Annotated in this window: 11 protein-coding genes; all 11 read right to left on the reverse strand. The window is 57.8% G+C overall.

Annotated elements, in window-relative coordinates; genetic code table 11:
- Positions 1 to 25: 25 nt before the first annotated feature.
- The 11 genes from WS92_RS35915 to WS92_RS20195 all read right to left on the reverse strand — a co-directional run bounded on the left by WS92_RS35915 (position 26) and on the right by WS92_RS20195 (position 12097).
- Positions 26 to 793 carry a glycosyltransferase family 4 protein gene (locus WS92_RS35915; protein WP_171845231.1) on the reverse strand — a complete coding sequence of 256 codons (768 nt, stop codon included), beginning with the start codon at positions 791 to 793 and terminating at the stop codon, positions 26 to 28.
- A gap of 413 nt (positions 794 to 1206) precedes the next feature.
- Positions 1207 to 1968, reverse strand: a complete 762-nt coding sequence (locus tag WS92_RS32800) for a class I SAM-dependent methyltransferase (RefSeq protein ID WP_082744009.1) — start codon at positions 1966 to 1968, stop codon at positions 1207 to 1209.
- 20 nt (positions 1969 to 1988) lie between these two features.
- Positions 1989 to 2195: a GDP-mannose 4,6-dehydratase gene (locus WS92_RS35020; protein ID WP_075644818.1), complete on the reverse strand. Its 207-nt coding sequence runs from the start codon at positions 2193 to 2195 to the stop codon at positions 1989 to 1991.
- The gene (locus WS92_RS20160) at positions 2192 to 3274 is read right to left on the reverse strand and encodes a glycosyltransferase family 4 protein (RefSeq protein ID WP_059934400.1); all 1083 of its coding nucleotides are present in this window, start codon (positions 3272 to 3274) and stop codon (positions 2192 to 2194) included. Before WS92_RS20160 ends, WS92_RS35020 begins: the two co-directional genes overlap by 4 nt.
- A gap of 57 nt (positions 3275 to 3331) precedes the next feature.
- Entirely contained in the window at positions 3332 to 4519 is a 1188-nt protein-coding gene (locus WS92_RS20165) for a glycosyltransferase family 4 protein (RefSeq protein WP_059934401.1), read from the reverse strand.
- Between the two features lie 3 nt (positions 4520 to 4522).
- Entirely contained in the window at positions 4523 to 5485 is a 963-nt protein-coding gene (locus WS92_RS20170) for a UDP-glucuronic acid decarboxylase family protein (RefSeq protein ID WP_043282612.1), read from the reverse strand.
- A gap of 63 nt (positions 5486 to 5548) precedes the next feature.
- Positions 5549 to 7348 (reverse strand): asparagine synthase (glutamine-hydrolyzing), encoded by a 1800-nt coding sequence (gene asnB, locus WS92_RS20175; RefSeq protein ID WP_006026806.1) that lies wholly within the window; start codon positions 7346 to 7348, stop codon positions 5549 to 5551.
- 190 nt (positions 7349 to 7538) lie between these two features.
- The gene (locus WS92_RS20180; RefSeq protein ID WP_059934402.1) at positions 7539 to 9779 is read right to left on the reverse strand and encodes a polysaccharide biosynthesis tyrosine autokinase; all 2241 of its coding nucleotides are present in this window, start codon (positions 9777 to 9779) and stop codon (positions 7539 to 7541) included.
- A gap of 26 nt (positions 9780 to 9805) precedes the next feature.
- Positions 9806 to 10243, reverse strand: a complete 438-nt coding sequence (locus tag WS92_RS20185) for a low molecular weight protein-tyrosine-phosphatase (RefSeq protein WP_009916335.1) — start codon at positions 10241 to 10243, stop codon at positions 9806 to 9808.
- Complete coding sequence (locus WS92_RS20190) at positions 10240 to 11286, reverse strand: polysaccharide biosynthesis/export family protein (RefSeq protein ID WP_230479284.1); 1047 nt, start codon at positions 11284 to 11286, stop codon at positions 10240 to 10242. The genes WS92_RS20185 and WS92_RS20190 overlap by 4 nt, the downstream gene beginning before the upstream one ends.
- A gap of 241 nt (positions 11287 to 11527) precedes the next feature.
- Complete coding sequence (locus tag WS92_RS20195; RefSeq protein ID WP_059934403.1) at positions 11528 to 12097, reverse strand: helix-turn-helix transcriptional regulator; 570 nt, start codon at positions 12095 to 12097, stop codon at positions 11528 to 11530.
- Positions 12098 to 12103 lie beyond the last annotated feature (6 nt).

Here is a 12103-nt window from a genome sequence, read left to right on the forward strand (position 1 = left end):
ATTACCGTGTTAAAGAGTGCATCTTTCAAATTTCCGAGTGGGTAACGATGTCGGAACCGAGGCCATCAGCTTGCCCTACGGCATGGCCGTAAATCTGGGCCAATCTTGCAGCGTATGTTTGCCAGTCAAGAACCTGATCGGGCGCAACGAAACCGGGATCAGGTGTCACATCAACAGCAGCCGCGATAGCGTTGGCGAGAGCGAGATGGTCTTGGGCTGGCACGACATAACCGTTTTCCCCCTCCACAATCGCATCCGCCGCGCCGTTGTTTTGCGTGGTCACGGCCGGAATCCCCGCCTGAAGGGCCTCACTGACGGCTACCGCAAACCCATCCGCCAGGCTTGGCAGGGCGAACACATCAAAGCCACTCATGAAGTCGATCATGTCCGCATTTGGGATGTGTTCAATGTGCTCAAACGGCACACCGATCCTCGACAATCGAACAAGATAATCCTTGCCGGAAGCGCCGACCAAGGTGACTTCAAATTTGACTCTCGCATTTCGCCTATTAAGATGCGCAACGGCTTCCAATAGGTAGTGCTGGCCTTTTATAACACTAAGACCAGCAACGCAAAGCACCCGAATAGTGCGACCTTTTCCTTTCGCGGCCCTATTCCCTTTTTGTTTTTTGTCCGTACCTGACGGATAAGGCAGCTTGATCAGTTTTTCCGGATGAATGCCGAACTCGACAAGGGACTTGGCGACCCAATTCGAGGGAACCAGAATGTGGGTACAAAGAGTGTATTCCTGCCTCATGTATTCCCAGATCTTGTCGAAGCGTCGATATTGCATGTTCAATCGCTCATACTCCGGAGCAAGAATGCGATTAACGACATCCGGGTGCCCACATACAGCCTCACCAACCACGCACGTACCCTCCGCTTGGCAGCGCTTGATGAGCCTGGGTGCGGCGCCATGTAGCAACACGTGACTAAGGTCCGCTCTCGTCCAATCTCTCAGAACCGCTGACTCCCATATCTTGTGATACACGGGCAACGACAAGTCAAGCAAATGCCCACCGAGCACTTTCGAGTGCGCAGCAAGCAAATATTCCTTTAGCCACATATTCCTTCCATAATACCTATCGATATCATGGTTTGCGCCGAATCTATGCGAGTAATAAAATCTTTGAGGCAGCCCAAATTCGCCGAGATATTTCACGTACTTGTGGTAGTGAAAGCGGCCACATACGGCAAAATTTACCTTCACTTGCTCGCCCTCTTCGCCGAAATCAAAAAGACACGCGTGAATACACCACTACCCGCGTCACCCGTTTCCGCCAAGTTCCAGAGTATCAGAGCAGCACGTATTGCCTGCCAAATGAAATACCGCACCGAAGAAAGGACGCCGTGGCCGATCAGAATGGGGCCGGTTTCCCTGACCTCAATGTTGCAAAAACCAGAAAGGGCAAGCAATCTGGAAAGTGAATTCGGATTAAAGCCCAACTCATGAGTAAAGTCGCCATAACGAGAGCTCGCCCCCCAGGGACTATCGGCATTGGGTGTCTGAAGCACAAGCCGGCCACCGGGCTTCAAGGCCGCATGACAGGTATCGAGCAAGCGCAACACCTCGGGCTTATGCAGGTGCTCGACGATGTCGAGGCCAGTGACAAGATCGTAGCTTTGCGGACGATCTTCCAGGAAATCCAGCACGTCTTCTTGCATCACATCGGCGGTCACCTGTCGGGAAAGTCGGACCTGCTCCGGACTGGTATCCACGCCGCAGACTTTGCGATAACCCATCCGTTTGAAGAAATACAGCAATTTGCCGCCGCCGCAGGCCATATCAAGAACGCGGGCTTCCTGGCTATCCGGTAACCAGCCGCGCAAGTAGTGGCGGTAGCCGCGCCCCCATCGCCATGCTGCATCAGCATCGAAAGTTGCGGTGGCGTCCTGAAAGACGGACGCGTAATGCGCATAGATGCGGGTGCGATAGCTTGACTGAGAAACGAGAGAATCATCATTCATGGATACGATCCTTCCGAAAATCACTCGTGCTCAAGACTTGCTTGTGCCGTCAACACGCGTCGACATGATGGAGACTCGGTCGCTGCTGCCAAGTTTTTCAAGTTTCCGTCATGACTCGTGGATGCTTCGCGCGAGGTACCGAACACCTCATATCCACGATCCAGCAGGAAGCGCGCAAGATTGGCGTCGTGTTGCCCAAAGACACCGCAAATCAGAGCGCGTTTCATGAACCCGATACCTCACGGACGGCAGCGGCAAGGCGCCGCTGAAATTCGGGGAACGCGAAATAGCCGAGGCCCGGCGGGATGCTGCGAGGGTCATTGATGCCAGAGAGAATCGCCGTTTCGAGTTCGACGCGATTGCGCGGGTCCACCAGCCTGCCCAGTTCCCCGTTGCGGACAGCTTCTCGGCTGCCATCGAGACGGCTGGCCACGACAGGCACGCCGCAAGCAAGCGCCTCCAGGAAAACAAAGCCGAATCCTTCGCCATAACCAGGCATGACAAAGAGATCTGCCAATCCGAAAAGGTCGCGCTTCTCGGATTCCGGCACAAAGCCGGTGAAAGTCACATGGCCATTGAGGCCAAGTGATTCAGCCTTCTGTTGCAGGCGAGTCCGATCATCGCCATCGCCAGCCACAAGAAATAAAAGACTGGGCAGTTTCTTTAACAGGTTCGGCATGACTTCAAGGACCTCGTCCACCCCTTTGTAGCGCTCGGACGACACCAGACGCGCGAGAAAGAGAATCACTTTTCTTCCCCCAACCTCGTACCGTCTGGCCAGAGCGGGATTTTTGGGGACCATCCCATAGCGAGAAAGGTCAATGGCATTAGGCAGAATCGTGAACCTCGATACGGCCATGGCCGTCCATTGCCGCATGGCGTCACGCGTGAACTCACTGATCGACCACACCTTGGCAAGCCGATTGACCAACTGACGAGCCCACCGGGAGCGGTGAGGCCGCCAGACGTCGATGCCGTACACCATCAATACAAGTGGGGCACGTATCTTGAAGTTGAGCACGGCAGTCAGGGGCAGCAGGTTGATGTGCCCACAGATGACAAGGTCAAAGCCTCCTCTCGCCGCAAGGAACGCTTCCTTGGCGTACTTGAATTTCCCCGCCACAGCGGCGGATCGATACGTAATCTTGACGGGAACGGATTCAACCGGAAAAGGCGTGCCGCGTGGCACCACGACGATTTCCTCAACGTCGGGCATGGCGGCTAGCGCGTGCAGCAAATCGCTGTTGTATCGGGCGATACCGCCATGCCCGCCAAATGCCTCGGGAACGACTGCGAATATTCTCATAGCCCGGATCCATGCGCGGAATACACAAGATCAGCATCCATTTCAACCGAATCTCCTCTATCCGGCAGCAGATATGAATTCGCCGGCTGTGGGACCTTCCATGCAATCGAATTGATTCAAATAAGCGCGCGCCACGGCTGCATGGGTATAGCGCTGTAACGCGAACGCCTGGGCACTCTCTCCCAACGATCTCCTCGCGTCTTCGTCAGTGAGAAGGCGTTTGAGCGCAGTCGTGAGATCGTCAACGTTGTTTTCCTGGAACACCAATCCGCCGGGTCCAATGACGTCCGGAATGGCGCCGGATGTCGAACCCACGCAAGGCACCCCTGCCAGCATGGCTTGCGCCAGGACGAGACCAAACTGCTCCTTCCACCTCCGGGTCGCATACGAAGGCAGAACAAGGATGTCCAAGGCCCGCATATAGGCCGGCATTTCTGCGTGCGGGACAGCGTTGTGCATCACCAGACGCTCCCCGAAGACGGGCTTCCACCTGTCGACGATGTCCGTCTCCAACGCGCCCGCGCCCACGATTAGAATGCGCCAGGGAATTTCCAGAAGGCGATGGAGTGCCTCGAGCAATTGCATGATCCCTTTTTCAGGAATCAGGCGGCCCACATAGCCGATCAGCGGCACGTTCTCTGGGATATTCAACGCACGCCTCATATGGCGGTCGCTTTTCCCCGTATAGCCAGCGGGATCGAGCCCCACCTGAGGCAACACCGCGGCTCGCCCGGCGTATCCCTTCTTCTCGCGCAATAGCCGTTCACCGTCCCGGTTTCCACAGATCACCAATTCGGTGCTGCGCAGCGCATATCGGTTGAGTGTCCGTTTAATGACGTTGAGTGGGAAGCGAGGCTCTCTGGCCAGGTTGTCCCAGAGAAAGAAGCTGATTTTGGCCGACGGACAAATGCATCGCGTCAGAAGCACAGTCTCGAACCCTGAGGCAGAGTGGGGGTCCTCCTCGATGTGGACGCGATCGGGCTGGAATTCCCGCAACACCCTGGCGAAGTGCAGGGGATCAAGCATGTAGGACATATGCGAGCGACAGAAGTAGTCGCGAATGTCGACTACCTCGTCTTTGGAGAGACCTGATGCAAGTTCGCGCGTATAGCGCTTGAAGACGTGCGGAAGCGATCGGGGAGTGAGTATCTTCAGCTCCAGCCCCGGGTCATGACGCTTCATCGCCACGAACTTTTCTTGCGAAACCGCAGTAATGTAAGTGGAACCCACGACGAGCAATCTCATATTTCATCCTCGCCCGTGGCCAAGCAACCGATCGAAATAGTCAATCGTCAGTTTGAGGCCATGCTCCAGTGGCGTTGTCGGCGTCCAGTGCAGAAACTCTCGCGCCAATGTGATATCCGGCCTGCGTTGTTTCGGATCGTCAGGGGGCAGCGGGAGAAAGGTCATTCTTGAGCGGGAACCCGTCAGCTCGATCACCGTCTCCGCCAGTGTGCGGATGGTGAACTCCTCCGGGTTCCCCATGTTCATGGGACCTGTGACCTGATCCGGGCATTGCATGAAACGCGTAAAGGCTTCAATCAAATCGCTCACGTAGCAGAACGATCGTGTCTGAGTACCATCGCCGTATAGGGTGATGGGCTCGTTCTTCAACGCCTGGACGATGAAATTGGACACCACGCGGCCATCCGACGGGTGCATGCGCGGACCATAGGTATTGAAAATGCGCGCGACCTTGATACGCAGATTATGCTGCCGGTGGTAATCGAAGAAGAGGGTTTCTGCACAACGCTTGCCTTCGTCGTAACAGGATCGGAAGCCGATCGCATTGACGTTTCCCCAATACTCCTCGCGCTGAGGATGAACCTCGGGGTCTCCATAGACTTCACTGGTGGACGCCTGAAATATCTTGGCTTTGACCCGCTTGGCGAGTCCAAGCATATTGATGGCCCCGTGCACGCTCGTCTTGGTGGTCTGCACGGGATCGAATTGATAGTGGATAGGCGACGCAGGGCACGCCAGGTTGTAGATTTCGTCTACTTCGACGTAGAGCGAGAATGTGACATCGTGGCGCATGATCTCGAAATAAGGATTGGCCAGGAGATGGGCAACGTTGTCCTTGGTGCCGGTATAAAAGTTGTCGACGCAAAGTACCTCATGGCCATCCGACAACAGCCGTTCACAGAGGTGCGATCCAAGAAAGCCCGCTCCGCCGGTGACCAGGATCCGTTTTCTACGCCCGTTATCCACTTCTTTCTCCTGCTTCGATTGATGCCGTACAGAGAGTGACGCCGAACACCCCCGACCGCGCCTTCACGCGCTGCCATGCAACGTGAAGTCGTCCATCACGCGAGTCGCCCACCCTCGCAAGCCACGTTGTTGTTTCGATGTCCCCTGAGTGTTCAGCCATTGCGCCACCGGGATGCAAAAACCTGTCTTGGGACGATTGAGCACCGCGTCCGGCAGCGCGATTCGCGCGCACTGCGCAAGTTGCCGCTTTGAAGGAGGCGCACCAGTGCCGCACAAGTAAGGCGCCATCGTGCGAAACAGGGCGATGTCCACCAGGGGAGTCCGAATCTCCAGGGAATGGGCCATGCCTGCCCAATCAGAATCCCGCAGCAGCATGTTGCGCATATAAAAGGCCGTTTCCAGCGCTGTCACCTTGGCATGAGGGACTTTGACACTTGACACCCACTCGTCCATACGCGCGATTGGCCTCAGCTTTGCCCAACCCTCGCGGACAAGCTTGCTGCCGAGAAATTGCGGCAATTCCCAGGGCATAAATAGACCCCGGCGCAGCAGATAGGCGCCGCCATAGCTGCCGCCATATTCGAAGAGGCTGGCAAATTTTGGCGAAGTCGTGTGCTTGAGAATGGGCGCGGACACCCAGCGGAAGACTTTGCCTATGCCGGGTGGGCGGGCAATGGGCCGGACGCGGCGAACCAGTTGAGGCACATGGCGGAAACTCGGGTAGCCGCCGAGCAATTCGTCTCCGCCTACGCCCGAGAGTGCCACCTTGAGTCCGGCGCGCGCCGCGGCTCGAGCGACGAAGTATGTGTTGATCCCGTCGATGCTCGGCTGGTCCATGGCCTGAAGGATGGCCGGAAGATCTTCGGCAAAATCCCGCTGATCGATATGCGCGATTTGATGCCGGCAAGCGTAATGTGCTGCAATTTTCCCCGCCAAGGGTGTTTCGTCATCCAGAGTATTTTTGTACTCGGTGAATCCCAGCGTGATGGCCTGAATATGCGTCACTTCTTCGGCACTCAAAGCAGTCAAGGTGGCAGAATCCAGACCAGCAGAAAGAAAGACGCCCACGGGCACATCGGCAATCAAATGATGTTTGACGCTATCCTTCACGGCGTTTCGCAGGGCCTCCTCCACGGGGGCGCGGGCCTGCTGTGAGGCGGCTGTTCCCAACGTCTCGGCGAGGTCGAAGTACCGCTTCGGCGCGCGCGGCCCGTCCTGGTCCACCCATAGCGTGTGACCGGCAGGCAGAGCGAAGAGCTTGTGATAAAGGGTGTAAGGCTCGGGCACGCAGCCCCACAAATAGAAGCCGACCAGCCCGGCCGGTTCCGGATCGGGTTGAATGGCTCCCCCCGCCAGTAGCGCCTTGACCTGCGACGCGACGCGGATCGATTTACCGTCGTCGTGGTAATAAAGGGGTTTGATACCGAAATGGTCTCGGCCGAGAAAAAGGCCGCGTATTTCTTGATCCCAAATGGCAAAGGCGAACATGCCCCGCAAATGATCGACCATATCCTGGCCGTATTCGCGGTATGCGTGAAGCAGCACCTCCGTGTCCGAGTCGGAGAAAAATGCATGCCCTTTTTCCGTCAGGCGAGCCCGTAGCTCGCGATAATTGTATATTTCACCATTAAAGGTGACGCTCAGCCTGCCATCCTTGGTGGTCATGGGTTGCGCGCCATTTTCGGTGAGATCGACGATAGCCAGCCGCCGATGGGCGAGCCCGATGTTCCGCTCTTCCGATACCCACAGCCCTGCGCCATCCGGGCCACGCAGGGTCATAGCTTGCCGAATCTTGACCAGCTCGTCAGCCGATACCAGGGGGCCTTCGCTACGATAACTGTAAATTGCCGCTATGCCGCACATGTCGTCAGACCTCCCCTCTCATCATCTTTCCGGTCTCAGCAGAAACTCGATGCGGCCATTTTCCGTGCAGGCTTCTCAATGAAACGGGCCACCTCAAACGCGCGACCCTTGCACTCCTCACTCTGCTCAACACCTGTAAGCGTGCTGCATCCGGCGCTTCTTCTCGTCCCGCGGCCCGGAGCGCGCCGGGCTAGCCCTTGTCCCCGACCTGCGCTGCATATCCGTAGGATGCGTAGCGATAGCGGCCGTACTTGTACCCGTAGCCATAACGGAAGCCGTTCGGATCCAGCGCGTTGAAGATCACGCCGTTCACATTCACATTGGCATGCCGGAGCTGCCTGGCGGATTCCGCGACTTCCCCGATGGTGGTCTCTCCAAACCGGGTCACGAGGAACACCACGCCGCAGCGCGCTGCGATGATGGCCGTATCCGATACGGCCAGCACCGGCGGGGTATCGATCAGCATCAGGTCGTAACGTTCGCTGAGCGATTCCAGCAATTGCCCCGTGCGTTCGCTGAGCAGGAGTTCGGCCGGATTGGGCGGCAGCGTCCCCGCGGCGATCAGGTCGAGGCCCGGAAACACTTCCCGCTGGATCACCTTGTCCAGCGCGACAGAGCCCGTCAGCGCGTCGGCAAGACCTGGTTCCCGCCCCTTGCCCAAGTACCCGTTCAGATGACCCTTGCGCATGTCTGCATCCACCAGCAGCACGCGCTTGTCGGCAGAGGCAACCAGCGCAGCAAGGTTGGCCGAAATAAACGACTTGCCAACGCCTGGCGTCGGGCCGGTCAACAGGACACGGTTGTTGCCGGCGTCCACCATCGCAAATTGCAACGCGGTACGCAGGCTGCGCAGACTCTCGATTGAGCGTTCGTTGGGATAGCGACTGGCAAGAAGGTGAGTTCCCGGCTTGCGCGCCCTGATGTTCTCGGCCAAGGTTGCCTGGGCCCGCGAAAGCGGTACCGTGGCATACACGCTAAGACCGGTGTGCTGCTCGATGTCTTGTGGATCGGTAATGCCGCCAAAGAGGGCGCTGCGCACAAATGCAGCCACCACACCCAGTACGGCCCCCAGGAAAGCCGCCAAGGCGACAACCATCGCCCGTTTTGGCTTGACGGGTTCCTCCGGTACCGGGGCGCTGTCGACGAGCCGCACGTTGCCCACCTTGCCGGCCTTTACCAACCTGAGCTGCTGCATGTTGTTAAGCAGGTTCACGTACAGCTCGTTGTCGACCTTAACGTCTCGCATCACGCGCAGGGTGTCCTGCTCCAGATCCGGCAGGTTCTTGATCCTGCCGCTCACCGCGGCGATCCTGGATTCAAGCGCGGCAATCTGTTGATCCACTGCGGCAACGCCCGGGTGAGCGGATGTAAAGCGCGTCAGCAATTCCGCACGTTTCTGCTTCAGTTCCAGCAGCTTTGCCTGCGTGGCCACGCTTTCTTCAAGGTAAACCTTCGCTTCCTCGCCCAGATCGAAGGTGCCGCGCCTGTTCCGCACCGCGTTGTAGCGGCTTTCGGCCTGGTCCAGTTCATACTTGAGCCGTGGCAGCAAATCGTCCAGGAACGTGAGCGACTTTTCCGCTTCCGCCGCTTTGCGCTTGACGTTTTGCGCGACATATTGCTCGCCGATCTCGTTGAGAACTGCGGCGGTCAACTTGGGATCAGCACCCTCCAGCGAGGCACTGATGATGCCGCTCTGCTTGCCGCGCTCGGCAATGTTGAGTCTGCCTTGCAGAGATTCCAGGGTCTTGAGCCTGGAGTGACGAACCAGGACAAAACCGGCCCCTGGTTTGGCCTTGAGCTCCGCCACATCCAACTTGATGGTGCCAACGGATTGCGTCACGCTCAGCGCCTCTCCGGCACGACCTTCGATTGGCTTGTCGAGGCTCGGCTGTTCGATGCGGAAACGGTCCGCCCCCAACGCCGTCAGCTTGAATGCTTGCCCTTCCAGTTCCTGCGGCACTTCGAACGAGGCAACCCTGATGGCCTCACTCCCCCAGACATAACCGCCAAAGCCCAGGAAGCCCGGTTCTGACAGCGACTTGTTCCTCGCGGCCAGCCAGCGCCCAACCAGCGGGAAGTACCTGGGCGTCGCCTCGAGATACAGGTTCAGGTTGTCAACCGCTTTGCCGACCACCATGCGCGAGCGCAGGATCTCAATCTCGGCTCCGGCTTCGGTCTTCACGTCGAAGAGGTTGGAGACATCGCTCAGCAAGCTCTTGGCGTTATTGGGGCTGTCCTCGACCTGAACGAGGATGTCCGCCTGGTAGATGGGGCGTGCCATCAGCGCATAGGCAATTCCAAGCGCCGTCACGACAGCGGTAATGGCCGCGATCAGCCACAGATTGGAGAGAAGCACATCCAGGTACCGCACGAGATTGATCTCATCGTCCTGGGGCTCGACTTCAGAAAGGTACGGAGGATTCTGGTTCATCGAAATACCGGAGACTATCTGTACGGTTAGCGAAGCCCACGAATACGGGGCACCCACGTGTCGATGCCTTCTCGAATCAAGTGCAGCGCATGCTCGAACGCACGGCGCGGCTCGCCGTAAGGGTCGGGAATATCCATCTTGACCAACTCACCCAGCCGGAACACCTTGCCGGATGCCTGGGGATACAAAAGCTGGACTTCACCCCTCTGGTCGTTATCCATCACCAGGATCAGGTCAGCACGGCCGGCAAGCTCACTATTCATTTGCTGTGCGCGATGGCCCGAAATATCGGCGCCCAGTTCCGACAGAAGCTGCACAGCCATGGAGTCCGCCGGATTTCCCACCAGAGCGCCCAGCCCCGCGGAGAACATGGTCAGTTCAGGCATAGCCTGCTGCAACAGCCCCACCGTCATGGGGCTGCGGCAGATGTTGCCAACGCACACAACCAGAATCGACTTGATCATTTCGCCAAAGACGCAGAACCGATCACCTGCTGCGAACTAGGGATCAACAAATTGATTACACGGCTCCAGCGCACCAATCCGCCGGCATCCACATAGACGACATCCTTCGGCTTGAGCTCGAAGCCTTCCGCCAACGCCATCGCAACCGGAGATTTGCCGTCGAGGTGGAAGACCTGAGCGCCACCCTCGGGGCTCTTGCGAATCACATACACTTCCTTCGCGTTAGCCGTCGCAGGATTCACGCCGCCGGCATCGCCAAGCGCCTCGTTCAGCGTGAGGCGTCCGTTGCGAAGCAGGACGGTGGAAGGTTTCACGACCTCGCCGCTCACGAAGACTTTGCTGTCTTCGCGTTGCTCCACGCGCACGATATCGCCATTGCGCAGCAGAATGCGCGCGGGATCAATCCCTTGCCGCAACAGCGCAGGCACGTTGACGTCATAGTTCTTACCTTGGCGCGAAACACGGATGCGACTGCTGTCGCCGGTGAGCACGTTGATGCCGCCGGCACGATTGAGCGCCTCCACCAAGGTCATGGGCACATCGTCGATGTTCTGCGGACCTGGCGTCTTGACTTCTCCGTCAAGGTAGACACGTTGGCTGCGGAACGCGAGCACGCGCACCGTGATCTGTGGATTGGCGATGACGGATTTCAGGTGTCTACCGATGTCCTCACGAATCTGATCCTGATTCTTACCCACAACCTTGAGCACGCCGACATAGGGAAACTGGATATCCCCTGCCGCGCTGACCACGTAGCCAGGCACGTTGGCAGCGCCACTGAAGCTGGGAATCTCATACGCCGTGCCGATGGTGTATGTCTGCGTGGGAAAGACCAGCTCCGGGTGATCCCATACAACGATGGAAAGGATGTCGCCAGGCCCGACGTTGTAGGGCGCTGGCTTGTCGTACAGTGCGCTCACCCCCGCATTGATCGAGTTGATCGCCGCCTGCTGCTCACGAACAAGATCCGGCGTGATCTGCGTCACCTTGGGCACCGAACTCGGATCCTCGGGATTCAAAGGCCGCTGAGGATCGAACCGCATACCGGGAGCAAAGGCGCAAGATGCCAGCAATGGCGCCATGATCAAGATGGCAAGCCCGTTGCTGTCAGCGAAAAGTCTTGACAACGCTTGTTTAAAAAAAACGAACGTTGCGCAAAGCGTATCTTGAGGGAGCTGCATTCTGTCGGTGTGATCAATAGGTTGTTGAGCGTGCTCTTTGGATAGAAAACACCACTGCTTGCGAAACCTGACACCCCACTAGTCAGGCGTCACGACTCCAGCTTTACGCCAGCAGCGCAAGCTTCACTAGATCTACGATCCGACTGCACTGCATCTTTCTTTTCAGATTTGCAATCTGTGTGCGCACCGTGCTCTCGCGGACGCCATTCTGGATAGCGCACTCCGATGGCATCAGGCCCGCCACGAGTCCGGCCAGCACTTTGGCTTCCGCCCTGGAGATGCTGAACGCGGTGATCAAGTTGCCGACGTCCGCCCCATTCAGCGCGCTGTTCCGGCGGATCCGGACAAAGACAAGAGGCGCTTCGGAAAGATGGATGCGCGGGTGCGCCACCGTCATATCCAGGGTCAAGGTCTCCCCCCATTCAAGCGGGACCGTCGTCCTCGAGCGTTGCCCGGTCTCGAGCGTCGTCACCACGGCCTTGGATAAATTGTCCAGGACGGCAGCGCTGGGGTGCCATAGCTTTCCCTGCTTGACGCTCAGGCCGTGCAGGTTGCCCAGCAGCGATCTGGCGAGGTCAGAAGCATGCACGACCATGCCAGAGGTCGACAGGAGAATCGTCGCCTCGCCCATTGCGGAGAAAGTGTCTTCCACCAGTTGGAGATTGCTTGCCATCGACTG

The sequence above is a fragment of the Burkholderia sp. MSMB1588 genome (assembly GCF_001546925.1).
Taxonomy (GTDB): domain Bacteria; phylum Pseudomonadota; class Gammaproteobacteria; order Burkholderiales; family Burkholderiaceae; genus Burkholderia; species Burkholderia humptydooensis.

Excerpts from the sequence above, each read along its gene's own strand:
- WS92_RS35915 (WP_171845231.1), bottom strand. The coding sequence starts at position 793 with ATGCAATATCGACGCTTCGACAAGATCTGGGAATACATGAGGCAGGAA.
- WS92_RS32800 (WP_082744009.1), bottom strand. The coding sequence starts at position 1,968 with ATGAATGATGATTCTCTCGTTTCTCAGTCAAGCTATCGCACCCGCATC.
- WS92_RS35020 (WP_075644818.1), bottom strand. The coding sequence starts at position 2,195 with ATGAAACGCGCTCTGATTTGCGGTGTCTTTGGGCAACACGACGCCAAT.
- WS92_RS20160 (WP_059934400.1), bottom strand. The coding sequence starts at position 3,274 with ATGAGAATATTCGCAGTCGTTCCCGAGGCATTTGGCGGGCATGGCGGT.
- WS92_RS20165 (WP_059934401.1), bottom strand. The coding sequence starts at position 4,519 with ATGAGATTGCTCGTCGTGGGTTCCACTTACATTACTGCGGTTTCGCAA.
- asnB (WP_006026806.1), bottom strand. The coding sequence starts at position 7,348 with ATGTGCGGCATAGCGGCAATTTACAGTTATCGTAGCGAAGGCCCCCTG.
- WS92_RS20180 (WP_059934402.1), bottom strand. The coding sequence starts at position 9,779 with ATGAACCAGAATCCTCCGTACCTTTCTGAAGTCGAGCCCCAGGACGAT.
- WS92_RS20185 (WP_009916335.1), bottom strand. The coding sequence starts at position 10,243 with ATGATCAAGTCGATTCTGGTTGTGTGCGTTGGCAACATCTGCCGCAGC.
- WS92_RS20190 (WP_230479284.1), bottom strand. The coding sequence starts at position 11,286 with ATGCGGTTCGATCCTCAGCGGCCTTTGAATCCCGAGGATCCGAGTTCG.
- WS92_RS20195 (WP_059934403.1), bottom strand. The coding sequence starts at position 12,097 with ATGGCAAGCAATCTCCAACTGGTGGAAGACACTTTCTCCGCAATGGGC.